25 protein-coding genes are annotated in these 25979 nt (G+C 63.2%); 9 read left to right on the forward strand and 16 right to left on the reverse strand.

Annotated elements, in window-relative coordinates:
• Position 1 precedes the first annotated feature (1 nt).
• The 3 genes from FXB38_RS02225 to FXB38_RS02235 are packed head-to-tail and all read left to right on the forward strand — an operon-like array spanning position 2 to position 3715.
• Positions 2-856, forward strand: coding sequence for an FAD binding domain-containing protein (locus FXB38_RS02225; protein ID WP_148749144.1), 855 nt, complete (start codon positions 2-4; stop codon positions 854-856).
• 10 nt (positions 857-866) lie between these two features.
• Complete coding sequence (locus FXB38_RS02230) at positions 867-1331, forward strand: (2Fe-2S)-binding protein (protein WP_246229602.1); 465 nt, start codon at positions 867-869, stop codon at positions 1329-1331.
• Between the two features lie 14 nt (positions 1332-1345).
• Positions 1346-3715 carry a xanthine dehydrogenase family protein molybdopterin-binding subunit gene (locus FXB38_RS02235; protein ID WP_148749145.1) on the forward strand — a complete coding sequence of 790 codons (2370 nt, stop codon included), beginning with the start codon at positions 1346-1348 and terminating at the stop codon, positions 3713-3715.
• Positions 3716-3755: 40 nt separating this feature from the next.
• On the opposite strand, the gene FXB38_RS02240 is transcribed toward FXB38_RS02235, so the two are convergent.
• The 6 genes from FXB38_RS02240 to FXB38_RS02265 all read right to left on the reverse strand — a co-directional run bounded on the left by FXB38_RS02240 (position 3756) and on the right by FXB38_RS02265 (position 9069).
• Positions 3756-4271: a flavin reductase gene (locus FXB38_RS02240; protein WP_148749146.1), complete on the reverse strand. Its 516-nt coding sequence runs from the start codon at positions 4269-4271 to the stop codon at positions 3756-3758.
• 8 nt (positions 4272-4279) lie between these two features.
• Positions 4280-5533 carry a Zn-dependent hydrolase gene (locus FXB38_RS02245; RefSeq protein WP_148749147.1) on the reverse strand — a complete coding sequence of 418 codons (1254 nt, stop codon included), beginning with the start codon at positions 5531-5533 and terminating at the stop codon, positions 4280-4282.
• A gap of 4 nt (positions 5534-5537) precedes the next feature.
• Positions 5538-6419 (reverse strand): alpha/beta fold hydrolase, encoded by an 882-nt coding sequence (locus FXB38_RS02250; protein ID WP_187434612.1) that lies wholly within the window; start codon positions 6417-6419, stop codon positions 5538-5540.
• 11 nt (positions 6420-6430) lie between these two features.
• Complete coding sequence (locus FXB38_RS02255) at positions 6431-7576, reverse strand: pyridoxal phosphate-dependent aminotransferase (RefSeq protein WP_148749148.1); 1146 nt, start codon at positions 7574-7576, stop codon at positions 6431-6433.
• Between the two features lie 7 nt (positions 7577-7583).
• Positions 7584-8363: an SDR family oxidoreductase gene (locus tag FXB38_RS02260; RefSeq protein WP_148749149.1), complete on the reverse strand. Its 780-nt coding sequence runs from the start codon at positions 8361-8363 to the stop codon at positions 7584-7586.
• Positions 8364-8430: 67 nt separating this feature from the next.
• Positions 8431-9069: a GntR family transcriptional regulator gene (locus tag FXB38_RS02265; RefSeq protein ID WP_187434613.1), complete on the reverse strand. Its 639-nt coding sequence runs from the start codon at positions 9067-9069 to the stop codon at positions 8431-8433.
• Between the two features lie 302 nt (positions 9070-9371).
• On the opposite strand from FXB38_RS02265, the gene FXB38_RS02270 reads away from it, so the two are divergent.
• From FXB38_RS02270 to FXB38_RS02295, 6 genes are read left to right on the forward strand one after another with little or no spacing between them, the layout of a single operon-like run.
• A complete protein-coding gene (locus FXB38_RS02270) occupies positions 9372-10235 on the forward strand; it encodes an ABC transporter ATP-binding protein (RefSeq protein ID WP_148749150.1) in 864 nt (287 codons plus the stop codon).
• Positions 10232-11011 (forward strand): class II aldolase/adducin family protein, encoded by a 780-nt coding sequence (locus tag FXB38_RS02275; RefSeq protein ID WP_148749151.1) that lies wholly within the window; start codon positions 10232-10234, stop codon positions 11009-11011. Before FXB38_RS02270 ends, FXB38_RS02275 begins: the two co-directional genes overlap by 4 nt.
• A gap of 23 nt (positions 11012-11034) precedes the next feature.
• Positions 11035-12051, forward strand: coding sequence for an ABC transporter substrate-binding protein (locus FXB38_RS02280; protein WP_148749152.1), 1017 nt, complete (start codon positions 11035-11037; stop codon positions 12049-12051).
• Entirely contained in the window at positions 12048-12863 is an 816-nt protein-coding gene (locus tag FXB38_RS02285; protein WP_148749153.1) for an ABC transporter permease, read from the forward strand. The genes FXB38_RS02280 and FXB38_RS02285 overlap by 4 nt, the downstream gene beginning before the upstream one ends.
• Positions 12860-13618 (forward strand): ABC transporter permease, encoded by a 759-nt coding sequence (locus tag FXB38_RS02290; protein WP_148749154.1) that lies wholly within the window; start codon positions 12860-12862, stop codon positions 13616-13618. The genes FXB38_RS02285 and FXB38_RS02290 overlap by 4 nt, the downstream gene beginning before the upstream one ends.
• 4 nt (positions 13619-13622) lie before the next feature.
• Positions 13623-14927, forward strand: a complete 1305-nt coding sequence (locus tag FXB38_RS02295) for an LLM class flavin-dependent oxidoreductase (RefSeq protein WP_148749155.1) — start codon at positions 13623-13625, stop codon at positions 14925-14927.
• A 266-nt stretch (positions 14928-15193) separates the two neighbouring features.
• Here the strand turns inward: FXB38_RS02295 and FXB38_RS02305 are convergent, their stop codons facing one another.
• From FXB38_RS02305 to iolG, 10 genes are all read right to left on the reverse strand, one after another.
• Positions 15194-15922: an SDR family oxidoreductase gene (locus FXB38_RS02305; RefSeq protein WP_148749156.1), complete on the reverse strand. Its 729-nt coding sequence runs from the start codon at positions 15920-15922 to the stop codon at positions 15194-15196.
• A gap of 25 nt (positions 15923-15947) precedes the next feature.
• A complete protein-coding gene (locus tag FXB38_RS02310) occupies positions 15948-17204 on the reverse strand; it encodes a sugar ABC transporter permease (RefSeq protein ID WP_148749157.1) in 1257 nt (418 codons plus the stop codon).
• A complete protein-coding gene (locus FXB38_RS02315; RefSeq protein ID WP_148749158.1) occupies positions 17201-18022 on the reverse strand; it encodes an ATP-binding cassette domain-containing protein in 822 nt (273 codons plus the stop codon). Before FXB38_RS02315 ends, FXB38_RS02310 begins: the two co-directional genes overlap by 4 nt.
• A 77-nt stretch (positions 18023-18099) precedes the next feature.
• Complete coding sequence (locus tag FXB38_RS02320) at positions 18100-19185, reverse strand: ABC transporter substrate-binding protein (RefSeq protein ID WP_148749159.1); 1086 nt, start codon at positions 19183-19185, stop codon at positions 18100-18102.
• A 214-nt stretch (positions 19186-19399) separates the two neighbouring features.
• Positions 19400-20284 (reverse strand): AraC family transcriptional regulator, encoded by an 885-nt coding sequence (locus FXB38_RS02325; RefSeq protein WP_148749221.1) that lies wholly within the window; start codon positions 20282-20284, stop codon positions 19400-19402.
• A gap of 255 nt (positions 20285-20539) precedes the next feature.
• On the reverse strand, positions 20540-21544 hold the full coding sequence (locus FXB38_RS02330) for a substrate-binding domain-containing protein (RefSeq protein ID WP_148749160.1): 1005 nt from the start codon (positions 21542-21544) through the stop codon (positions 20540-20542).
• A 51-nt stretch (positions 21545-21595) separates the two neighbouring features.
• Complete coding sequence (locus FXB38_RS02335; RefSeq protein WP_347340217.1) at positions 21596-22555, reverse strand: ABC transporter permease; 960 nt, start codon at positions 22553-22555, stop codon at positions 21596-21598.
• Between the two features lie 136 nt (positions 22556-22691).
• Complete coding sequence (locus FXB38_RS02340) at positions 22692-23432, reverse strand: ATP-binding cassette domain-containing protein (RefSeq protein ID WP_148749222.1); 741 nt, start codon at positions 23430-23432, stop codon at positions 22692-22694.
• A 104-nt stretch (positions 23433-23536) separates the two neighbouring features.
• Positions 23537-24658, reverse strand: coding sequence for a Gfo/Idh/MocA family protein (locus FXB38_RS02345; RefSeq protein ID WP_148749162.1), 1122 nt, complete (start codon positions 24656-24658; stop codon positions 23537-23539).
• A 21-nt stretch (positions 24659-24679) separates the two neighbouring features.
• Complete coding sequence (gene iolG / locus FXB38_RS02350) at positions 24680-25672, reverse strand: inositol 2-dehydrogenase (protein WP_148749163.1); 993 nt, start codon at positions 25670-25672, stop codon at positions 24680-24682.
• Positions 25673-25979 lie beyond the last annotated feature (307 nt).

The following is a 25979-nucleotide window of genomic DNA, read 5'->3' on the forward strand; positions in this document are numbered from 1 at the left end:
CATGGATACGCCTGCTTCGAGGTCCGTCTACGTTGCGCCATCGCTGACGTCCGCGCTCGATGCGCTCGACGAAGGCGGCGCCGCAGCCGCGCCCTTCGCCGGCGGCACCTGGATCATGCGCGCCCCAATCCGGCACGAGCTGCTCAAGCCCCGTTACGTCGCAATCGGGAGCATTCCGGAGCTCCATGGCATTAAAATCGATGCCGATGCGGTTGAAATCGGCGCGGCGGTCACGCACGCCACGCTGGCCGCAGCGCTGGCGGAGCTTTCGGAATTTAATGTGCTCACGGCGGCGGCCGGCCGCTCAGCCAATCCTGCTATCCGCGGGATGGCGACCATTGGCGGCAACCTCGCAACGACAGCATTTGCCGCGGCCGATTGCGTGCCCGCGCTGCTCTGCCTCGATGCCGAAGTCGAGATCGCGAGCCGAGGCAGCCGGGAGCGGATCGATCTGGAGCAATTTCTGACAATGAGATCGACACTTGCGCCCGGGTGGCTGGTCCAACGCATCATCGTGCCGCGGCAGGAGCGCAAGACCGCTCACGCTCGCCTGCCGCTGCGACAGGCCGGAGACTATCCGACCGCCATCGTCAGTCTCGCCGTGAGCCTTGACGATGTCGGGCGTGTTCAGACGGCACGTGTCGCCGTCGGTTCAGTCGAGCCGGTTGCGCGCCGATGGGAGCGCCTTGAGGACGCTCTTGTCGGACATCCGCTGAACGCGGCGAAGGCTGCGCATGCAGCGGCTGGGCTGGCGGATGAATTTACGGGTCGCGACAGTACCGACGTGCCTGCCTGGTACCGGGTGCGCGTCCTACCCGGCCTCGTCCGCCGTGCAGCCGCCGCGCTTGGCTCTTGAACCGTCGGGGATGAACATGGGCCTTAGCCTGACCGTCAACGGCGATCACCTCACCTCCACTGCCGATCCCATCACGCCACTCGTCGACGTCCTACGCGAGGAATTTCATCTGACGGGCGCAAAGCCGGTGTGTCGCGAGGGCTTTTGCGGCGCCTGCATGGTGTTGATCGACGGCAATCCCACCCCGTCGTGCCTGATGCCGGCCGCGCTCGCCGAGGGTTGCGATATCCGCACCGTCGAGGGCCTTGCCGTCAATGGCGGATTGAACCCGATCCAGGCCGCGCTCGAGGCCTGCGACGCGGTCCAATGCGGCATGTGCTTTCCCGGCATGGTGGTGAGCCTGACGCATCTCCTCACAACGCGCCCTGGGGCAACGCGCGACGATATTCGTGCTGCTCTCACGGGCAACATCTGCCGTTGCACCGGATACGAACGCATCATCGAGGCCGCGCTGCTGGCGCTTGCGACGACATGACGGGAGACGCAAAAGTGTCCGATGCTTCCGCAACCATGAATTTTAGACGACGCGACGCGGCGGACAAACTGCGCGGCCGCACGCGCTACACCATCGATCGCTACCTGCCCGGCATGCTGCACGCGGCTATCTTGCGTGCCGGCGTGCCGTCAGGCAGGATCGCCCGTCTCGACATCACCAAAGCTGCCCGCATGCCCGGTGTGCGCGCCGTCGTGACGGCTGCCGATGCGCCCGGCATGATCGGGATCGGCATCGCCGACCACCCGCTCTTTGCCCGCGACGTGATCCGCTACGATGGCGAGCCGATCGCCGCGATCGCGGCGGACACGCTGATGCAGGCTCACGCCGCGCTTGCTGCAATTGACGTCGAGATCGAACCACTGCCCGTGGTTCTCACCATGGCGGATGCGCTTGCGCCGGACGCTCCGCTCGTGCATCCCGACTGGCGCAACTACGAGGTTCTGCTCGAGGGCGGTGTCCGCGGAGGCAACATCGCCTGGGAGGCGACCGTCGTTCGCGGTGACGTCGATGCCGCATTTGCCCGGAGCGACGTCGAGATCATCGATAGCTCCTTCAGGGTCGGTCGCCAGAACCACGTCGCCTTCGAGCCGCGCGCAGTGGTCGCAAGTTATGAAGACGGGCGCTTCCACATCGAGACATCCACCCAGGTGCCCTGGACCATCCGCAACGCAACCGCACGCCTGCTGGGCGTGCCGGCCTCGCGGGTCCGCGTCACGGTACCGCCGGTCGGCGGCGGCTTCGGCCTCAAATTCGATCTCGCGATCGAGCCTTTTGCGGCCCTTCTCGCTCGCGCGAGCGGACGGCCGGTCCGGCTTGTCAATTCGCGCGAGGAAGAGATGCTCACCTGTCTCTTTCGCGAAAACGCCGAGATTCGCATACGCTCGGCGGTGACGCGCGATGGCGAGATCGTCGGACGGGAAGCCGTCGTCCTGATGGATTGCGGCGCATATGGTGGCGAACAGATTTTCCTGACGACGATGACCGCTCACACGCTCGGCGGAAATTACTCCCTTGGCGCGGTGCGGCTCGTCTCGCGCGCGGTCTATACCAACACCGCTCCGAACGGCGCTTTCCGTGCCTGCAACGGCGTCTACAACACTTTCGCGCTCGAGCGGCATACCGACGAGGTCGCGGCCCGGATCGGCATGGATCCCCTTGCCTTCCGCCGCCGCAACGTGCTCGGCGACGGCGATCTCGGCGCCACCGGCCAGGTGTTCGAGGGCGACGTGCTCGGCCCGATGCTTGACCGGATGGATACGATGCGCGATGCCGCCGCAACGCCGCCCGGGTGTGATGACGGCCGGCTTTATGGACGCGCGACCGTGGTCGGCACATGGTTCGTCTTTGTCGGCCCGTCGGCCGCGACCGTGAACATGAATGCCGACGGGACGGCGACGCTGGTGACGTCGGGGGTCGAGATCGGGTCAGGCTCCATGATGCAGGCTCTGCCTCAGATCGTGGCCGGCACGCTCGGCCTCAGCCCTCATGATGTGATCGTGCGCGCAGCCGACACGGATGCCGCCGGCTACGATGTCGGAGTCGGAGGCGGCCGAACCACTGTCTCGCTCGGTGCAGCCAGCTTGTCGGCGGCGCACGAGGTGCGCACGAAGCTGCTGAAGGTCGCCTCGGAGATGATCGAGGCCGCGGCCGAGGATCTGGTCATGCGCTCGGGGCGAATTGAAATTGCCGGAGCGCCGGGCTCCGGCCGCCTGATCTCCGAGGTTGCAGCCCGCGCCCAGGCGCAGATCGGCCCGATCTCCGGCACCGGCGCCTTCACAGGAGCCGGTATGCCTGCGATGCCCGGCTGCGTCGCCGGCCATTTCATCGACGCGATCGACATCCCCGTCTTCGCCGTCCATGATTGTGAGGTTGCCGTCGACACTGAGACAGGACACGTCGAGGTATTGAGCTATCGCGTCGTGCAGGACGTCGGCCGCGCGCTGAACCCGCGCGCAATCCATGGCCAGATCCAGGGCGGCGTTGTGCAGGGATTGGGCTATGCCCTGCATGAGGAAGTGACGATCGGCAGCAATGGCCGCGTCCGTCAAAATGGCTTCGAGACCTACCGCGTGCCGCTGGCCCTCGATGTCGTGCCGGTCGAGATCAACCTGTACGAAGGTGCGCCGTCGATCGGTCCGCTCGGGACGAAGGGTGCCGGCGAAGTCCCGATCCTGAATGTCGCAGCCGCCGTCGCTTGTGCCGTCGCCAACGCAATCGGAAAACCGATCCTGGAGCTGCCACTAACTCCGCCGCGGGTGCTCGAACTCCTCCTCGACCAAAGGCCGACTCTCTCCCTGCCCCACATTGCCGAAGCCTGGACGAACAATCTGCTGCGCCCGCACAAAACTGACGGGTCGAATTGAACGACCAAAGGCGGCAAGATTCCGCTTGGAGCTTTTGCCCCTAAAACGAGCACCCAGGCTCGGCTGGATCGGTCACCCCGACCGTATGGTAGGCGCGGCCGAAATAGATCAGATTGTCGGTGCAGCCGGATTTTTGCACAGCCACGACACGGCAGAACAGCACATCATGCGTGCCGACATTGACGATATCGGCAATCCGGCAGTCGAACGCGGCAGCACAGTCGGCCAGCACCGGCGCGCCTGTTTCGAGCGTCGACCACGCGGCTGCGGCAAACCGTTCCTCCGCTGGCACCTTGCCGCCGAACAAGCGGGACAGTGGCTCGTGCCGGGCCGAGAGCACGTTGACGCACACCACCTTGTTGCGCGTCACGCCGGCATAGGCCGAGGAGCCGCGGTTGATGCAAACCAGCAGCGTCGGCGGATCGTCCGTGACGCTGCAAATCGCAGATGCAGTAAATCCGGCACGGCCAGCGCCGCCGTCGGTCGTGACGATACTGACGGCCGCACCGAGACGAGCCATCGCGTCGCGGTAGTCTTGAGGGGCGACGTCCTGCATCGATATTCTTACGCCTCGACGGCAGGCGCAAAGGCGAGCCTGCGCAACACCTGCACCAACACGGACGCGCCGGCGGCAACGTGATCAGGTTCGGCCCATTCGTGCTCGACATGGCTCGCGCCGTCGCGGCACGGGATGAAGATCATGGCAGCGGGACAGATTTTGGCGAGATGACGGGCATCGTGACCTGCCGCGGAAAGGATCGTCATGGTGGAATGTCCCTGCTCACGCGCCGCCTGCGCGATGCTCGCCCGCAGGCGCTCATCGAAGGCGTTCGACGGCGCATCGACGAGCGGCGTCACCGTGACCGCGCACGGTGAGGCGGTCTCCTCGCAAAGAGCTTTGATACGCGCACCGGCCGCATCGAGCACGGCATTGTCAGGGTGACGCAGATCGATACTGAAGCTGACGCGCGACGGCACTACGGACGGCGCATTCGGCGAGACTGTAACCCGGCCGATGGTGAATTTGATGTCTGCGTCAATGGTGCCGATCTCGGTATGGAGCGCCGTCGCCATCCGGGCAAAGGCCGCGAGCGCATCCCGCCGCTCCAACTGCGCCAGCGTGCCGGCATGGCCCTCGGCACCCACGACCACCACCTGAAAGGTCTTCTTGCCCTGGATGCCGGTGACGACACCGATGGTGCAGGCGGCCGCTTCCAGCAATGGTCCCTGCTCAATGTGCAATTCGAGATAGGCTCCGACCGCAAAGCCGAGTGGTCGATGCGGCATATCGGGAAAAGCCTGATGGAGGCGATCGAGCGCCTCGCCGACGCTGATGCCGTCTGCATCGCGCGCGGCGCGGATCGCGTCCATGTCGCGCTCGCCCGTAAAGGCCTCCGAACCCATCATGCCCGGAGCGAAGCGCGAGCCCTCCTCGTTCATCCAGGCGACGACGATGACGTCGCGCGCAGGCTTGTCGCCTCGCTCGGCGAACGAGACCACCGCCTCCAACGCTGCCATCACGCCGGCAGCACCGTCGAACTTGCCGCCGGTCGGCTGGCTATCGAGATGGCTACCAAGGAGAAACGGCGGCGCGGCGCGGTCGCGGCCGGCCAGCGTCAGGAACAGGTTTCCCGCAGCATCCGTCGACGGTGTCAATCCTGCCTCAAGCGCCCAGCCGATGACCCGTCGCCACGCCGCGATCTCGCCATCGCTCAGCGCCTGGCGGTTGACCCCGCCGGCCGGCGTCGCGCCGATCTCGGCGAGCGCCATCAAGCGGATCCAGAGCCGATCGGCGTTGATCAGAGGTTGGCTCGTCATCGATCTACTTCGTACGCATAATCTGGCCCGGCAGCGCGCGGGGATCGCGTGGCAGCCAGTGTCCGACCTCGACCTGGGCAATGAACTCGGCGAGCAGTGCGTTGAACGCCGCCGGTTCTTCGAGATTGAGCGTGTGGCCGGTCTTGGGGAAGACCGAGAGGCCGCAGGCCGGAATGGTCTTCTTCAGGAAGATGCCGGGCTGGAGGCAGTGATCGTCCTCGTCACCGACGACGACCAGCGTCGGCACCATCATCTTTTTCAGGTCGTCTTCGAGATCATAGAAGGACGGCCGCCGCGCCTGGACGCCGCGCATGGTGTTGGCGGCACCGCGATCGGAATGGGTGGCAAGGCGATCGGCGAATTCCTGCCAGCCCCGCGGATCCTTGTTCTGGAACTGAACGCGGCTCGCGCCGAGCGCATAGATCTTCGAAAACTCCTTCGCGCCCTGCTTCTCGAAATTGTCGGCGACTTCGCGCGAGACGCCGCGAAAATACTCCTCGAACTCCTTCTCGCAGCCATAGCCGGCACCGGCAACCGTCAGCGACAGAGCGCGCTCCGGCGTACGCAGGCCGAAATGCACCGTGCAGAAGCCGCCCATGGAGAGGCCGACGATGTGCGCTTTCTCGATCTCGAGCGCGTCGAGCACGGCGACCGCATCGTCCGCAGCGATCGCCTGCGAATAGGCCTCCACGCTGTCGGGCACGTCCGACGGCGGATAGCCGCGCGCGGCGTAGCTGATGCAGCGGTAGCGGCGGCTGAAATAGCGGAGCTGCGGCTCCCAGCTTTCGTGATTGCCGCCGAACTCGTGAATGAAGAGGATCGGCGTGCCCTCGCCCGCCTCTTCCACATGAAGCTTCACACCGTCCTTCGTTGTGATCATCGTCATCGGCATCGTCCCTAGAATTGCGGCGGCAGGTCGTTCAGCGTGCGTGCCTGCGCGACCATCTCCGGCAATAGCGTGCAGAGCTTTTCGACCCAGGCCTGCGGCACCGAGGTGCTGATCTTCACAAAACGGTCGCCGAAGCGCTGGGTGTGATAAGTGCCCTGGCGGATCATGATGCCCTGGCGGCGATAGCACTCGACCAGCGCCTCGGGGCGGATGCCTGCCGCGATGGTTTCGAGCACCAGGAAGTTTCCGTGCGAGGGCATGATCGGCAGCGCGAGTCCCTCGATACCGGCCGCCGCCTCCTGGATCATCGCCTTGTTGGCGCGGTCGGTGCTGCGGACCTTCTTCATCCATTCGGCCTTGACCGACAAGCCCGCCTGCGCGGCGCGCTGGGCGATGACGCTTGCGCCGAGCACGCTGGTGGAGGTGTGCGCCAACTCCGCGAACAGGTCGGGCGCTGCGACAAGCGCACCGATGCGCAGGCCGGCGAGCCCGAGCCATTTCGAAAAGCTGGTCGAGACCACCGAGCCTTTCGGCGCCACATGAAGTGCCGGCGTGTGGCCGTCGGCGAAATCGCGGTAGGTGCAGTCGTGCACCAGCAGCGCGGCGCAGTCGCGCGCGATCGCCGCAAAACTCTCGATCTCCTCGCGCGTGTAGCGGATGCCGAGCGGATTGTTGGGATCGACCAGATAAATGATCGCGGTGCGCTCATCGACATGGGCCTTCAGCGCCTCAGCCGTCAGGCGATAGTTGCAGGCCGGATCGTAGATCGGAATCTCGATCACCTCGGCGCCCTGCTGGCGCGCGAACAGGCACGGCCATTTCCAGGTCGGATCGGTCGTCACAAACGTCGTGCCGGGCTTGCAGCGGGCGCGGCAGATCATGGCCAGCGCATTGACGCCACCCTCAGTCACCAGCGCTTCGGCACCGGGCGTGCCGAGATCAGCGACGATCGCCGCGCGTAGCGCCTCGAAGCCGAGCGGCGGGGCATAGGCATTGAACTCGCCCGCCTCGATCGAGCGCAGCATCGCTTCGCGCACGGCGGGATGGCTCTCGATATGGTTGGTGTTCTGGCCGAGCCAACAGAGTTCCGGCGTCGCCAAGAGCTCGTCGAAATAGCGATTGCGGACCAGCGCCGCGGATTGAGGTCCCGACATCGACGCCTCAGATCACCGAGCCGCGCGCGGCAATGCCGCCGTCGATCGTCACCACGGTGCCGGTGACGTAGCCCGACCGCGGCGAGGACAGGAAGGCGACGAGATCGGCCACTTCTTCCGACGTCGCTGGGCGCTTGCCCGGATATTTGTCGAATAGCTCCTCCCAGCGGCTTTCGTCGCCGAGCATGTCGATCGCCTTGCGCTTCATGATCTTGAGCATGCGGTCGGTGGCCACCGGCCCCGGATTGACCGCGACGACGCGCACGCCGTGATCGAGACTGCGGCCGCCGAGCGCCTTGGTGAAGGACATCAGCGCCGCATTGCCGGTCGAGCCCGCGATGTAGCTCGCGTCCCAGTTCTCACCCGAATTGCCGATGATGTTGATGATGACGCCGTCCTTGCCCTTCATGCGCGGATAATAAAGACGCGACAGCGTGATGTAGCCGAACACCTTGAGATCGAAGCCGCGCCGCCATGCGGCATCGTCGAGGATCTCCAGCGAGCCGGCCGGGATGTCGCCGGCGTTGTTGATGAGAATGTCGATGTCGCCGACTTCGGCCGCGAGCTTCTCCATCGCAGCCGTACTCGACAGGTCGAGTGCGTGGATGCTGATCTTCACACCATGGCGGGCTTCGAGCTGCTTCTTGGCCTCGAGCATCGCCTCGCCGTTGCGGGCAGCGAGATGCAAATGACAGCCCTCCGCGGCGAAGAGCTCGGCCACCGCAAGTCCAATTCCTTTCGACGCCCCGGTGATCAGGGCGGTCTTGTTCGTCAGCTTCAGGTCCACTCCGGGTCTCCAGGATGCAAGCTAGATATACAAGGTCTAGCAATTTGCATACCAACCGATCCCCGGGTCATTCGAAGCCGGCGAGAAAGTCCAGAAGGTTGTCGCCGAGCAGGTTGACGTGGTCTCGCATGGCGCTGTGTGCGCGCTCCGGATCGTGAGCCAGGATCGCCTGCATGATGGATTCATGCTCGCGGATCGTATCGGCGATCCGGTTCGGCATGCGCGTCACGCGGCGGCGATAGGCCGCCACCTGATTGCGCAGCCTGCGGGTTTGATCCGCGAGGAAGGCATTGCGCGAGGCCTCGTAGATCGCTTCGTGGAATTCCTGGTTGATGTCGTAGAAGACGTCGATGTCGCCGGTTTCGCCCGCCGCCACAAGCCGCTGGTGAATCTCGTCAATTTCCGCCCCCCAGGCTTGCGAGACACGCCGCGCGGCAAGCCGTGCGCAGAGCCCCTCCAGCTCCGCCATGACCTGAAACATCTCGATCAGCGCCTGCGCCTTGATGCTCCGGACCGTCGCGCCCTGCCGGCCGCGCAGCTCGACCAAATTGTTGGCGGCCATCAGGCGGAACGCCTCTCGCACCGGCGTGCGCGAGACGCCGAAACGCTGGGCGATTTCCTGTTCGTCGAGCCGGCTGCCGGGTTCGAGATGGCCCGCCGCGATCGCCCCTTCAAGCTTCTGGCGCAGGCTCTCGGCGAGCGTCATGCCGGGGCTCGCAGCGAGGGTTTCATGCCCATTTTTGACGCGCTTGCCTCCACTCTGTGCACTAATATCTGCCATCATGTTTCTCCGATACCAATGTAAGTATACATATTGGCACTCACATCCCAGTGAAATGCCCTATTCTCTCTCGGAGATGCGCACCTCTCCGACCTTCTCGCCGTCGACCTCGCAAGTCTTATGCCTGATTTGCGGGGAAATCGCACTGGCACACGAGTTGCTAAGAGATTTCGACGCGGCCCGCTTTCGTATGCGAATGGCCGCCGCCATTATACAAGGACATGCCGGTGCAGGCCGCCCGCCTCCCCAATCCCGGACCGACCATCGAAGTCCCGCAGGCTCACCCAAAACCTGAGCCGCTGCTCGAGCTGCGCGCGATCAACAAGGCCTTTGGCTCCGTCGTGGCGCTGTCCGGACTTCATGCGGCCGTCGCGCCCGGCGAGTTCGTCACCGTCGTCGGCCCCAGCGGCTGCGGCAAGAGCACCCTCTTCAACATCGTCGCCGGCCTTGAGGAACCGGACGCCGGCGGCATCCTGCGCTTCGAGGGCAAGAGCTGCCATGCCGCCGACCTGCTCGGCCGCGTCTCCTTCATGCCGCAGCGCGACCTCTTGTTTCCCTGGCGTAACGTGGTGGACAACGCCATCCTAGCGCTCGAGGTCGAGGGCATGCCGCGCGACCAGGCGCGTGCCAAGGCGCTCAAGATGCTGCCCGAGTTCGGGCTGGCGGGATTCGAGAAGCAATATCCAAATCAATTGTCCGGCGGCATGCGCCAGCGCGTCGCCCTGATGCGCACCTTCCTGTTCGAGCGCGACCTGATGCTGCTGGACGAGCCGTTCGGCGCGCTCGACGCGCTGACGCGGGCGATGATGCAGCGCTGGCTGCTCGATGTCTGGCAGAAATACCGCCGCACCATTCTCTTCATCACCCACGACGTCGACGAGGCGATCTTCCTCGGCGACCGCGTGTTGGTCATGACCGCACGTCCCGGCTCGGTGAAGCTCGAACAGGTCGTCGATCTTCCCCGCCCGCGCAAGCCCGAGATCGTCACCTCCCCTGAATTCGTGCGCCTCAAGCGCGCGCTGCTCGATGCGATCGAGGAGGAAAGCATGAAATCGTTCCAATCCTCCATCGCGCAGGAGAAGTCGCAATGAACGCGATGTCAGCGAGAGAACAGCGGGGGATCAATCCGGCGGAGTGGGACGCCCGCGTCAAGCTCGCCGCCTGCTATCGCATGGTCGCCAAGCTCGGCATGGACGACTTGATCTATAATCACATCTCGATGCGCGTTCCCGGCCATGACGATCAGTTCCTGATCAATCCCTATGGGCTTCTGTTCGACGAGATCACAGCCTCGAGCCTGGTGAAGATCGACACCAAGGGCAACAAGCTCGACGACACGCCGCAGGCCGTCAACGTCGCCGCCTTCGTCATCCATGCCGCGATCCACACCTCGAACCATGATGCGGCCTGCGTGCTGCACACCCATTCCGACGCGAGCGTTGCAGTCTCCGGACAGGAGAAGGGCCTGCTGCCGCTCAGCCAGTTCGCGATGCGCTTCCACGATCGCCAGGCTTTTCACGATTACGAGGGCGTCGCCATCGACCTGGACGAGCAAGTTCGCCTGGTACGCGATCTCGGCCAGCACAAGGTGATGCTGATGCGTAATCACGGCATCCTCACTGTCGGCCGGACGCCAGGCGAAGCCTTCATGCTGCTCTATTATTTCGAGCGCGCCGCGCGGATCCAGCTCCAGATGCAGGCCGCGGCCGCAGCCGGCGCCAAGCTCGTGATGCCACCGCACGAGGTCTGCGAGAAGGCCGCCCGCCAATTCTGGGAATTGCAGGGCGACATTCTCGTGCCCGGCGAACGCGAATGGCCGGCACTGATGCGTCAGCTCGACCGTACCGATCCATCCTATCGCAATTGATTTTCATCGCCTGGAGTATGACCATGTTGAGCCGACGCTACGCCTTCTCTGTCCTCTCCGCACTCGCACTGGCGACCGGCTCACTTGTCACGGCCGCGCCCGCCGCCGAGTTGCAGAAGGCAAGCTTGCGCCTGAAATGGTTGCCGCAGGCGCAGTTCGCCGGCTTCTACGTCGCGGTGGCCAAGGGCTACTACAAGGCCGAGGGCATCGACCTCACCATCAATCCCGGCGGACCCAATCTGCTGACCGAAAATCTGGTCGCGACCGGCGCCGATATGTTCGGCTTGTCCGGCGGCACCGACAGCGTGTTCGCGGCGCGCGACAAGGGGCTGCCGATCGTCTGCATCGGCGTGTCGCACCAGATCACGCCATTCATCTTCGTCACCCGCAAGGACGGTCCGGTGAAGACGCTCCAGGACTTCAAGGGCAAGACCGTCACCACATGGTTCACCGGCGCCAACCATGTGCTGAACGGCATGCTGGCCAAGGAAGGCATCAAGCCGGATGAGCTGAAGATCCAGCCGCAGCAGGTTTCGGTGACGCCCTTCGTCGACGGCAACGTCGACGTGATCACGGCGACCTACTACAATGAGTTCTACACCATCCAGTCGCGCATGCCGAAGGACAGCCTGAAGACCTTCGTCGCCGAGGATTACGGCATCACCTTCCCGCGCGACACGCTGATCGTGGCCGAGGCGACCGCCAAGGAGAAGCCGGAGCTGGTCAAGGCGTTTCTGCGGGCGTCGCTGAAGGGCTGGAAGGATGCGTTCTCAGATACCAAGGGCGCCGTCGACACCGTGATGGCCGCAGCCCCGACGCTCGACCGCGCACAGCAGGAGTTCATGCTGACCGAGGTGAAGCGCCTGATGACAGCGGGCGCAGCGGCGAGGAACGGCATATTCTGGATCGACGCCGACGCGGTCAAGACCGCCCACGACTTCTTCCTGAAGTACGGCGTGATCTCCAAGCCGCTCGATCTTGCCGCCGCCTATGACGCCAGCTTCATCCAGAGCATCCCAGCGGCGGACCGGCTGCCGTGAGCAGCCCTGCGGCGACATCGCTCAGTGACGGCCGCGCTGCCGTGCGATCGATCACGATGCCGGATTCGTTGCGCAAGCTGATCCGGCTCCTGCTTGGCCTCGCTATCGCGGCGGTGATCTGGGAAGGCGCGGTGCTGCTGTTCGGCATTCGGCCCTATTATTTGCCGCGCCTCAGCGCGATCCTGATGGCGATGGCGGCGACGCCCCGCGCCTATGTCGACGGCTTCCTGCGCACCCTCGCCGAGACGCTGATCGGCTTCGCCTCCGGCGGCGCGTTCGGCGTGCTGATGGGCGTCGTGTTCTTCCGCGTCCGCGCACTACGCGAGATGGTGTTTCCGATCTTCGTGGTGTCGCAGACCATTCCGGTCATCGCCTTCGGCGCGCTGGTCGTGCTGTGGTTCGGCAACACGCTGCTCGCCAAGGCCATCATCGCGTTCTACCTGACCTTCTTTCCGGTGACGGTGAACACCCTGCTCGGCCTCGAAACCGTCGACCTCAGGCAGGTCGACCTGATGCGCAGCTTCGGCGCCTCCAACGGCCAGCTCCTGCTCCGCTTGCAGCTTCCGACCGCGCTGCCGCAGATCTTCGTCGCGCTGCGGCTCGCCGCGTCGCTGAGCCTCGTCGGCGCCATCGTCGGTGAATGGTTCGGCGACACCACGGGGCTCGGCGTGTTGCTGCTCCAGGCCATGTTCACCGAGAACGTCGTGGCGATCTGGGGCGCTCTGCTGGCTTCGGCGCTGCTCGGCACCGGCTTCTATGCGGTGGTCGCCGCAGTCGAGCGGCGCCTCGTGTTCTGGAACGCCGAGCAGTGAGCCGCGCAATCGCCTCTCCCTCGCTCGCCGTCCAGCGCGGCATTTTGGGCGCCGTCCTCCTGATCGCATGCTGGGAAGGCACAGCGCGTGGACTGCACCTGCCGGCTTATGTTCTTCCCGCGGTCAGCGACATCCTCGTCGGACTATGGTCGAAACGTGCAACGCTCATCGACGCTGCCGGCTACACCCTGCTCGAAGCGCTGGTGGGCTACGGACTCGGCTGCCTGATCGGCATTGGCCTCGCCGTCGCCATCGCGTTGGTGCCGGCGCTTCGCGCCGCGATCCTGCCGCTCGCAACCGCGATCAATTCGGTGCCCGTGGTCGGCTATTCGCCATTGATCCTGCTCTGGTTCGGGATCGGCGTCAGCTCGAAGATCGTCATGGTGGCAATGGCGGTGAGCTTCACCATCCTGCTGTCGATGCTGTCCGGGCTCGACCGTGTCGACCGCCGCGCCGTCGACCTCATGAAGAGTTTTGGCGCAAGCCGTTTTGGCGTGCTGTGGCGCCTGCGCTTGCCGACCGCACTACCGCTGCTGCTCGCCGGCATGCGCGTCTCGACGGTACGCAGCGTGATCGTGGCGATCGTCACCGAGATGCTCGGCGCCCAGGGGGGGCTCGGCTGGGTGATCTACCAGGCCGTGCTCCAGATCGACTTCGTCCAGGTCTGGTCGGCGATCTTCGTCGCCTCCGCCGCGAGCCTCGCCTTCTTCGGCCTGATCGGCTTCCTCGAGCGAAAAATCCTGTTCTGGACATGACGCCATGAAACGACAAATGCATCTCGGCCTGTTCATCCTGGGCACCGGCAGCCATGTCGCGGGATGGCGCTATCCCGGCGCGGTCGACAGCTTTCAGGATTTTGCGGCGATCCAGGAGATCGGCCGCACCGCCGAGCGCGGCAAGTTCGACCTGATCTTCATGGGCGACAATCTCTATGCCGATGCCGTTGCCCATCCCTCCTACACGCTGCGGCTCGAACCGCTGACCATGCTGGCCGCGCTTTCGACCTCGACCAGCCATATCGGTCTCGGCGCCACCGTCTCCACCACCTACAGCGATCCGTTCTCGGTCGCGCGCGTCTTTGCCTCACTCGACCATATTTCCAAGGGACGCGCGGCTTGGAATGCGGTGACGACGGCCAACCCGGCCACGGCGGCGAATTTTGGTACCGCTCACCCCGACCACGCCCGCCGCTACGAGATGGCAGGCGAATTCCTCGACGTGGTCAAAGGCCTGTGGGACGGCTGGGCGGATGATGCCATCGTCGCCGACCGCGCCAGCGGCGTCTACATCGATCCGGCGAAGCTGCGCGCGATCGACCATGACGGCGCGTTCTTCAAGGTGAAGGGCCCGCTCAACATCGGTCGCAGCCCGCAAGGCCGCCCCGTCGTGCTGCAAGCCGGCGGCTCTGAGGCCGGGCAAGCGCTCGCCGCGCGCACCGCCGACATCGTATTCTCCGTGGTGCAGGACATCGACGAAGCCAAAGCCGGCTACACTTCGCTGAAGACGCGGCTGCCGGCGTTCGGCCGCAAGGCCGAGGATGTCACGGTGCTGCCCGGCGTGATGCCCGTCGTCGGCCGCACCGACAAGGAGGCGTTCGAGAAGCTCAACCTGCTCCAGAGCTTTGTCAGCGGCAGCAACGCGCTTGCCATCCTGTCCGACCGCTTCGGGTGCGACATGTCTGCTTACGACCTCGACGGGCCGATCCCCGACATCGCGCCGCCCGACAGCTACCACAGCTTCGCCAGCGTCATGCTGGCCAAGGGCCGCCGTGAGAACATGACGCTGCGCGACCTCTACAACCTCACAGCTGCCGCCCGCGGCCATTGGGTGCTGTGCGGCTCGGCCGAGCGCATCGCCGACACGCTCCAGCTCTGGTTCGAAGAGCATGCCGCCGACGGCTTCAACGTCATGCCGCCCTATTTCCACGAAGGTTTCGAGGATTTCGTCCAGCTCGTCGTGCCGATCTTGCAGGATCGCGGGCTGTTCCGCACGGACTATGAGGGAACCACGCTGCGCGATCACCTCGGCCTCGCGCGGCCGGCCAATCCGTTCTTCCAGGCCTAGTCTAGCCCGCACTGGCGATCCGCAAGGTGCGCTCAAGCGCCTGCCGACCTCGCGGGCGAAACCCATCTCGTGAGCGACGCACAGCATGGTCATGCCCTCTTCCGGGGGCCTCTTCGCTCGCAAGAGTCCCCAAAAGCGAAAGCATCTCTTCGCCATTCCTCATCGAACACTGCGGCCCGCGCACTTCCCGTGCCGACATAGATGCCGAGGAAATTCTTTTCCGGCATGCTCCGTGATTTCCTTACCGTGTTTGACGATGACGCGTCTTACAAGTCGTTGCTCTGGGGCAGGATGACGAGATCGCGGATGGTGACGTTCCTCGGCCGCGTCAGCATGAACAGCACGGCCTCGGCCACTTCCGCAGGCTGCATCAAGCCTCCGGCGGCCAATTCGTCATCGAGCTTGTCCTTGGGCCAGTCCTTGATCAGGGCCGTGACCACGGGACCTGGAGCCACGGCGCCGACGCGCAGCCCATGCTTGGCGACCTGCCGCCTGACCGTATGCACGAACGCCTGAACGGCATGCTTGGAAGCGGTGTAGATCGGCTCCCATACCACCGGCACCAGACCCGCAATCGAGCTCGTCACGATAATGTCGCCCGTCCCGCGCGCAACCATGTGTGGCAGGACGGCGTGTACCGAGCGGAAGGCAGCGTTGACGTTGAGGTTCAGTACGCGGTCCCAGATATCGGGATCGCCGTCGAGGATATCGCCGCCGACGTAGGTTCCTGCATTCGCATGGAAGATGTCGAGTTGGCCCGCGAGGTCCAGTATCCGCGGCATCATACGGCTGACGCTTTCAGGCATGGTGAGGTCGATCGTCAACGGGATCGCCTCCTGACCGAGGATTGCGCAAGCCGACTTCAAGGCATCCTCGTCACGGTCGACCAGCACGACGCGCGCGCCCTCGCGCAGCAAAATCCTGGAGCATTCCAGACCGATCCCAGAGGCCGCTCCCGTGATGGCGGCCACTTTTCCGGACAGCGTGAGAGTCATGGCATTCCTGTTGCTTGGGGTGATTTCAGGCCCGGCCATGGGACATGCGCGAGCGGCGGGCCAGCGAATCGACGATGACGGCAACGGCCAGCACGGCACCGGTGATCATGTACCGGAGCGAAGATGATAGATCGAGCAGCGTCAGACCACTTGCAATCGATTGAATTACGATGATGCCAAGCAACGCGGAATAAGCGCTGCCGCGACCGCCGAACAGGCTGGTTCCACCGATCACGGCGGCAGCGATGGCGTTGAGATTGACATCGCCGGTGCCGGCCTGCTGGCTCGCGGACGCGAGGCGCGCCGCCGAAAGGATGCCGCCAGCGGCCGCGAAGGTCGCGCATAGCACGAAGGCCGTCATGTGGGTCCGACGCACGTTGATTCCGGCGCGGCGCGCCGCCTCCCGGTTGCCGCCGACGGCATTCATCGAGCGTCCCCACTTCGTTCGGGTCAACGCATAGTTCATCGCGACGACCAGGGCTACGAACAAACCGAACATCCAGGGCACGCCGCGATCCTGGTTGAGATAATAAACGACGAGCTCGAGGACGATCGTGATCACGATGCCGCGAAGCAACAGGCTGCCCAGCGATCTCGCCGACAGACCAGCCCGCTTGCGGCGGGCAGCCGTTCGAAAGGCCGTTGCGAAGATCACCGCGCCGGTCACCGCAGCCAGCGTGTAGGCGACAGCAGGCGACATCACCAGCGTCTGGCCAAAATTCACAAGCGGCGAGCCATACGGCAGATTGATCGAGCCCGTCGAGCCCAGAAGATAAAGCTGCAAGCCCAGAACCGCGAGCAGGCCGGCCAGTGTCGAGACGAAGCTTGGCATCCCAAAGCGGTTAAACAACACCGCGTAGAGTGCGCCAATGGCTCCGCCGACGACGAGGCCCGCGAAAATCGCGAGCCATGCGGGCCATTCCATGTTGACCCAGAGCACGCCGACCACGGCCGAAGCGAAACCGCTGACCGAGCCGACCGACAGATCGATTTCACCGACCATCAGCACGCAGACAATCCCAAGCGCGATCACCCCCACAGTCGAACAGTCGAACAGCAGGTTGACGAGATTGTTGCTCGACAGGAACACGGGATTGAGGCTCTGGAACGCCGTGCAGATGATCACGAGCCCTATCACGACCGGAAGCGCACCGAGATCGCCGGAGCGGACCCGGTCCAGGAAGGCGCGCGTGGCGCCGGCAAGACCCGCATCATGGCGAATCCGCTCGTCCGCGCGATCGAGCGGCGCCGACGTTGCGCGACGTTCCTTGTCGCCGTTCACGGCCGCGGCTCCCCTGAATGTTCGCGTGAGCCCTGTCGCCGCTCCGCGCGGCGGGACACGGCATTGTTCGAGGCCCCCGTGATGGCGCTCACGAGCTCCTGGTTGGAAGCGTCGGGATGGAAGATGCCGTTGTTGCGTCCGAGCCGCAGCACCACGATCCGGTCCGCGACCGCGCGGACGTCTTCCATATTGTGGCTGATCATCACCACGGCGAGACCACGATCGCGGACGCGCTCGATCAAATCCAGCACCTCGGCGGTCTGCGCCACGCCAAGCGCAGCCGTTGGTTCGTCGAGCAGGATCAGCTTCGGCTCGAGCAGCAGCGAACGGGCGATCGCAACCGTCTGGCGCTGGCCGCCGGAAAGCGATGCCACCGGCTCGCGAACACTAGGGATGCGCGCCGACAGTTCGTTGAGCAAGGTCCAGGCCCGAATCTCCATCGCCACCTCGTCGAGACGCCATGGATCAAGTTCCCGTCCGAGGAAAATGTTAGCGACGACATCGAGATTCTCGCACAGCGCCAGGTCCTGGAATACGGTCGCGATTCCGAGCCGCAGCGACGCGGCCGGATCGTCGAGGACGACGATTTCACCGCAGAAGGTGATCGTGCCCGAATCCGGCAGATGAACGCCGGCGAGGATCTTCACCAGGGTCGACTTGCCGGCGCCATTGTCGCCGACTAGCGCGACGACCTCGCCGGCGTGCACATCCAGATCGATTTTGGTCAAGGCGGAGACGGCGCCGAAGCTCTTCGAAATGCCGCGCAGGCTGAGCACTAAGCCGTTCCGCGAATTGGATTGGGATACCGGGTCGGTCATGCGGGCGTTCCGTGATCGTCCCGGCCATGCGGCGAACCGAACCGCATCGCCTGGCCAAATGATACCTTGCCGAAATTCTACTTCGTAATGCCGAGTTTCTTGCAGCCTTCGGTATAGCGGCCCGCGCAGAGCACTTCGGAAGTCTGGATCGGCTTGCCGTTGATCCGCTTGTCTACGATCTCTGCCTTGAGGTTGTCGGCCGTGACCAGCGTCGGCGTGAACAGCTGCGATGGCGTGTTGAATAGCGTCGTCTCAGATTTTGGCTTCTCCCCCGCCAGCAATTGGACGGCCACATTGGCCGCTGCGGCGGCGACGATCTCGCTTGGCTTGTTGATGGTGTTGTATTGGTCGCCGGCGATGATGAGTTGAAGGCCGGCGATCGTGGCGTCGTTGCCCGTGACCGGCGGCACCGGATTGACGCCGGCGGCCTTGAGCGCCGCAATCGCGGCGCCGCCGGTACCGTCGTTGGCAGCAACAACGCCCACGATCTTCTTTCCGAAACGGGTGATCTGGCCGCTCGCCCACTGCTGTGCCTTCGGCGGCGCCCAATCCGGCGTGTCGTACTCTGCGAGCGTCTTGTACCCGCTGCCGGCCAGACCGTCGTGGATGCCGTCCCTGATCAGCCCGGCCGCGGCATCGGTCGGTGAGCCGTTGATCTCCAGCACGCCGACATCGTCGGCCGGCACTTTGGTCGCCTTGAGATGGTCGACCAGCGATTTGGCGATCGCCTTGCCGATCGCCTTGTTGTCGAAGGACACGTAGAAGTCCGCTGGCGTGGAGGGGATCGGCCGGTCATAGGCAATGACCTTCACGCCCTGGCCCTGCGCCTGCTTCACCAGCGACGCTGCGGCGGTGGAATCGACGGGATCGATGACAATCACCTTGGCGCCTTGCGAAATAACAGAATTGAACTGCTGCTGCTGGCGCGACGCATTGGCGTCGGCATTCTGATAGAGCACCTTGCAGGTCGGGCACAGCTTGCTCATTTCAGCCACGAAACCGGGGTGATCGTGTTCTTCGTAACGGGTCGATGCCTGGTCCGGCATCAGAAAGGCGACGGTCGCTCCTGACACCTTGGCATTCTGACCGAAAGCGGAGCCTCCAGTCAGGACGCCCAAGGCTAGCGCCGCCACCCCAACCGCGTTCAATGATGATCGTGTCATATGGTCTTCTCCCTAGTGTAAGAGCAACCTTTCCGGTTGCCTTTTGAATGCGTAGGGTTGGCGCCGGCGATCCCGGACGATCCCGCTTCTTTTTGTCTATCGCTGAACACAACAGTCTTCGTTGGCGCAACCGGTGGAAGCCGGTCGGCCGTGATTTGTCGATGTTGCGTTCCCTCCCGCGCTTGCAGCTACGCGATTATGCCGTGGTGCTTTCTCATGCAGCTTTGGGCGCGTTGATGTTGTCGAACAGCAACCGCCGAAACTGTGATGGCGTCATTCCCTTTTCGGCGAGGAACTGTCGGTTGAAATTCGACATGTTGTTGTAGCCGACTTCATAGCAGATGCTTGCGATCGAAGCCTGCTCGTCGCTCATCAGAATTTGGCAGGCAAGATTGATGCGCAGCCGTTTGACATATTGCGTCAGCGACATGCCGGTGTGCTGGCGGAACGCACGCGAGAAGGCGCTTGTGGTCTGGCCTGCGATCTCGGCGAGATCCATCTCGCTGAACGGCTTGGTCAGATGCTTGCGGAGATAAGCGAGCGCCTTATTGATGCCCGCGGACATATAGCCGGACGGATCGGGCAGATAGCTAGCGCTGGCCAGCACGCGCGATCCCCGTGCCCGGCTCAACACGCCGGCGATCAGCATGAACAGCTCGATGCGGCGCATGCCATTGGCTTGCATCGTCTCTTCGAGCAGCGGCAACAGCCGCTGGCTGGTTTCGCTGCTGAACAGCACACCTCGCCGCGACGATTCCAGCACCGGCTGCAGCGCCGCGAGTTCCGGCAGGGCCTTGATGGCGCCGTCGATGAACTCCTCGCTGAACTGGATAATGCGGCAACGCAGCGGAATGCTGGTCCCCGGCGGAATGTCGCTGACCCAGTTGTGCGGCAGATTGGGCCCGGTCAGCACGAGGTTGCCGGGCGCGAAATCGCCGATGAAATCGCCGACGAAATAGCGGCCGGTGGTCGCCGCCACCATGTGCAGCTCATATTCCGGGTGAAAATGCCATCGTACGGTGCGGAAAGGATAACCGTGCGACCAGGCGGCGAACGACTCCCCCGGCCTTATCTGGACCAGTTCAAGATCCGGCTCCATGTCCTTCCTCCCGGTCGCGGGCAAAATATCCGCAACGACCTCGTTCCCAGCTGGCCGATTTTCTTGATACCGGCTCTTGCTTGACCGCCACGGTAGGTCACGAAATAGACGCGTACCACCACATTTGGCGGCCAATCGTGATACTTTTTTGACTTGACTGACACCCCCGGATGCAAAAAGCGAGTTCACGTCTTGGCCGCGACAAAACCATGGGGCCGGAGTTGCCTCCCGCCCCATCCGTCGCATTGGACAGACTTACTTGCCGATACAGGTGGCGACGGTCGCGGGCGTGCAGACATCGAGACCGGTGTAAGTCGGATCCGCAGGCGCGGGCTTGCCCGATTTCATCGCTTCCAGCGCCAACATCGTCTTGTAACCCATTTCGAACGGCCGCTGGCCGACCTGGCCGAGTGACAGGCCCTCCTTCATCTGATCGATCTGCACCGGCAGTGTGTCCGCCACCACGAGGGCAAGTGCTTTCGAGGCAATCTTGTCCTTATACGGTGCCACCGCGGCGCGGTTTGCGTCGGGAATGAACTGCGGGAAACCACCGGTCGGGATGAAGGCATCGAGTTTCGGGTTCTTCGCCATAGTGTCGGTGAACTGCTGCACAGATACCGGGAAGTCGTCATTGGTATAAAGCGGACACCCCTGAATCTCGGTCCACCCGTTCTGGCCGGTCAAGCGGTCGCCAGGAGAAGCGGCCGATTTCTTGCCCGACAATGTGTCGCGAATTCCCTGCATCCGTTCATTGTGGTTAGCGGCAGCGGCGCCGCCCGACTGGATGCACACGGTGCCGCCGTTCGGCTTGATCTGCATCGCGAGTTTGGCGAGGTTCACGCCGATCTCGTAATTGTGGGTGCCGATATAAGCAACGCGCAGGCTCTTGCTGTCAGGCAGCAGATCGGAGTCCCAGGTAAGAACGGGAATACCGGCCTGCTTGGCAGCTTGTAACGCCACGGCGACGGCTGCGGCATTGGATGGCGATACGGCAATGCCGTTCACCTTCTTGGCAATCAAATCCTGCAGGATTTGCACTTGCTCCTCGCCGCCGCCGTGCTCACCAGGGCCGATATACATGCATTCAAAGGCACCTTTTGATTCTGCTTCGGCCTTCTTGCAGCCGTCGCGGGCCTGATCGAAGAACGGGTTGTTCATGTTCTTTGGCACCAAAGCGAAGACATCCTTCGCCTGGGCGCCGGACATCGCTATCGACATCGCGCCGAAAGCAAAAGCCGTGCTTAAAAGAAATCTTTTCATCTCGTTTCCTCCTCATTGACCTTCACTGATTGCCCGCAGTGAATTCGGTTTCTAACGATGCTTCTTCGGCAACAACCGCTCCAAAATTGCCGCAACGATCGCCTTGCCTCCGGTTTGCATGCCGAGAAGCACCGCTAGAATGATGAAGGCGCCGACAAATGCGCCCTGCCAATTGGAATCGATGCCCGCCATCAACAAGGCATTGCGAATGACCTCGAGAAAAGCCGAACCGATGAAAGCCCCGAAGGCAGTACCCGCCCCACCCATCAGGTTCGCCCCGCCGATCACGGTCGCCGCGATGACGCGCAGCTCGTAGCCCTGTCCCATGGCGTTGATGGCCGAGCCGTTGTAACCGAGCAGCAGAAGCGAGGCTAACGACGCGGTGAATGCGGAAAAAACATAGGCTTGAAATTTGATCCAATCGACGGGAACACCGGTGAGCCGGGCAGCCTGCTCGTTGCCACCTATTGCAAAGAGATGGCGGCCCCAGGCTTTGGAGTTGAACACGTAGCCGACGATGAGGGCGAGTCCGACCATGACCCAGAAATGCGAGGACAATTCGGGCATCCACTGCGGCGCCCAACCGGCCGGCGCGCGCAAGGGCCATTTCGCCTGACCGATGGCTCTAACGATGGGCGCGTCCGGTCCGAACTGATAGAGCATCTGGTTGGCCGAAAACACCACCGCAAGCGACCGTGCGATTGACAGCATGCCAAGTGTCACGACGAAGGAAGGCATACCGACATAGGCCACGAAAAAGCCGTTGACCGCGCCGCAAGCAATCCCGGCAATCATCCCCATCGCGAAGGCGAGATACCAGGGATAGTGCCAGGTCAGGAACAGGCCCGCGACAATCGCCACCAGGCCCATCACGGACCCTACAGAGAGGTCAATGCCGCCGGTGATGATGACCACGGTCATCCCCATTGCCATGATTCCGATCGGCGCGAAGTTGCGCGTGACGTTGGCGGCATTTTCGACGGTGCCGAAGCTCGGTTCGTTGATGGCCATGATCACGACCAGCGCGATAAGCGCGATCGTCACCCAGAATGGCTGGCTCGCGAAGACACGCGCAGCGAAAGTCTGCTCCTTGTTCTCCGCAACATCTGAAATTGCGGCATGACCTGGGTCGGCCGCCTTGACGAGATCATGCTGCACGGATCGCTCCCGTAATCAGGCCGGTGATTTCCTCCGGCGAGGTCGATGTGGTTGCCTTGTCGGCCACTTTGGTACCGCGCCGCATGACAATGATGCGGTCGCTCACCGCGAACACGTCCGGCATACGATGGCTGATGAGAATAACCGCCACCCCCTGGTGCTTCAGACGGCGGATGAGCTCGAGCACCTCGGCGACCTGGCGCACCGAGATGGCGGCGGTCGGCTCGTCCATCAGGACAAGCTTCGCGTTGGAAAGCCGGGTGCGGGCGATGGCCACCGCCTGGCGCTGGCCGCCCGACATTTTCCTGACCAGATCGCGCGGCCGCGTTTCGGATTTCAGCTCGTCGAACAATTTCGCCGAGCGGTCGACCATCGCCTGCTTGTTGAGTACCCGAAAGGGCCAAAACCCCTTGTTCAGCTCGCGGCCCAGGAACACGTTCTGCGCGGCCGTGAGATTGTCCGCAAGCGCGAGATCCTGGTAGACGACCTCGATGCCCTTGGCGCGCGCCTGGATGGGCTTATGGAAATGGCAGACCTCGCCGTCGACAAGAACTTCGCCATCGGTTGGCGGAAAATTCCCGGCAATCAGCTTGACCAGAGTGGACTTGCCGGCACCGTTGTCGCCCATCAACCCAACGACCTCGCCGGGCTCGACCGACCAGCTGATGTCGTTGACCGCGTGAATAGCGCCAAAACTCTTCGATACGTTACGAACTTCAAGCAGAGCCACTGCAGCACCTCCCCTGTCATGCAGCTCTTCCGGCTGCTTCAAGTTCGACTATCTTATCATAGCCGGGGTTGCCCCTGGCATTCCAGCGGCAATGGTCGCCGCGTCTACTCGATCGCTTGCCACGTCCGCGATTTGGATGATCGAACCGCCGTATCGATGATCTTCTGAATTTCCCAGGCTTCGCGAAAATCCGGCCCGCGCCTCTCTCCACCAGCAATCGCTTCCAGGAATTCCGCAACCTCGATCGTCTTGAGATCGTTGAAGCCAAGTTGGTGACCCGGCGCGACGCAAAACAGCCCATAGGGATGATGCTGGGGCCCTGCCTCGATGCGCGTATAACCGCTGTGGCGTGGGTCGCCGTCGGTACGGTATTGTAGCAGCTCATTGAGGCGTTCTTGCGTATAGACAAGAGACCCCTTTGCGCCGGTCAATTCAAACCCGAGCTGCATTTTTCGTCCTGTCGCCACCCAGTTTGCTTCAATCGTTCCGCGGCATCCCCGCTCAAATCTCACGGCGAGGCGCGCAATATCATCGACTTCGACGGCGCGGCGTTCCGATGAACCGGCGCGAACGGGGCGGCTTTTGACGACGGTTTCCAAATCAGCGTCGACGTGGCTGATGGGGCCGAGAAGAAAACGGGCCATTCCGATAATATGGCTGCCGATATCGGCGATCGCACCCGCTCCACCGCTGGCATCCAGGCGCCAGTTGTAGGGAGCTTCCGGATCCGCCATGTAATCTTCGGCGTGAATGCCGCGAAAGCCGGTGATTTCTCCGAGTTCTCCGGCCGCAACCATGGAGCGGGCAAGTTTCAGGATCGGATTTTTGATGTAGTTATAACCAACTTGCGTCACGACGCCGGCTGCTTCAGCGGCCTCCATCATATCCTTTGCCGCATCGGCATTTGGCGCGATCGGCTTCTCGCAATGGACGTGCTTGCCCGCCGCTATGGCCGCGAGCGCCATTTCGCGGTGAACGGCATTTGGCGCCGTGATCGAGACGACCTCGATATCCTGGTCGTCTACGAGCGCCCGCCAATCGGTTCGCCAGCGGCGAAAACCGAATTGTTTGGCGGCCTGCTCTGCGGCTTCTCCATTGATATCTGCAACCGACTGCAGAACCGGACGCAGACTGTCCGGAAAAATGCCGGCAACGGCCCGATAGGCAAAGCTATGGGCCTTGCCCATGAAGCCGGTGCCAATGACGCCTACGCCAATATCCCGCATGTCGTCCCGATCCCATTCTGATCAAACTTTGACGGCTCGGCCCGTCAGGGCGGACTCAAGAGCGCAGTCGGCCAAACGAAGCGCCTGGCGCCCGTCATGCGGGGTCGTAGGCAGTGGCGAACCGCTTTCGAGCGCATCGGCAAATTGATCGAATTCCGCCTTGTAGGCCTCGGCATATCGCTCCAGAAAGAAATTCAGGAGCGGGTCGCGCGCTTCTGTCCCGGCCTTACCCCAACGCCGGACCGTGGTCGGCCGCAGATTCTCGTTCAGCAGCATTCCAGTCGATCCAAAGATTTCCATCCGTTGATCATAGCCATAGACCGCTTCGCGGCAGCAGTTGATATGACATTGCCGACCCGAAGCCGTGCGCATCTGAACCATGAGCGTGTCGAAATCGTCGAACTCAGCCAATCCCGGATCGACAAGTCGGCTCGCCGTCGCCATGACCTCGATCGGCTCTTCGCCGAGCAGCCAGCGCGCCATGTCGAAATCGTGAATCACCATATCGCGAAAGATTCCGCCGGAGTGACGTACGTACTCGCGCGGCGGCATTCCCGGGTCCCGGCTGCTGATGATGACCTGCCGCACATCGCCGATTTCACCGTCATCGATCGATCTGCGGAGCTGTCGGGCGCTTGGATCGAAGCGGCGGTTGAATGCCACCATGACGCGGCCGTTGAGCCGCTCGACCTCAAGGACAGCAGCGTCCACTTTGGTGATGTCGAGGTCGATCGGCTTCTCGCAAAGTACGGCCTTTCCGTTCCGCACTGCATGCAGCATCAAGCTGACATGAGTATCCGTCGGCGTGCCGATGATGACGGCATCGACATCGCCTCGCTCGATCGCCGCGCCGGGATCAAGCGAGGCCTCGCAACCGAGGCGATCCGCCAACTCCTTAGCTGCAGTGCCGTATGGATCGGCAACTGTCACAAGCTTTGCCTTGGGATTTCCCGCCACGTTGGCCGCATGGATTTTCCCAATTCGCCCAGCGCCAAGAACCGCAACTCGCAACATGTAGGAAACTCCGGCCTATCCTGGGGTTGAGCGACTTCCTTCGCCAAACCCGCATTGATGCGCTGACGCAAAGGACACTGGTGTGACGCGGGTAACCTCGTCCTGCACAACGTTCCGCGGCTATTGAAGCTCAGGAGCCGACACGTTGGCGCAAGGTCGGGACGCGATGAATCTATCTGTCAGGCCTACCTCCCGTGATCGCAACCGCCTATGCGGGTCTACTGTTCTTACAGCGAGCAAATCCGCTCTTGCGACTTCAGCGACGTTTCCTCATTTCGAATTCTGTTGTCGGCGCATTCCATACGCC

This window comes from Bradyrhizobium cytisi, assembly GCF_008123515.1.
Lineage (GTDB): Bacteria > Pseudomonadota > Alphaproteobacteria > Rhizobiales > Xanthobacteraceae > Bradyrhizobium > Bradyrhizobium cytisi.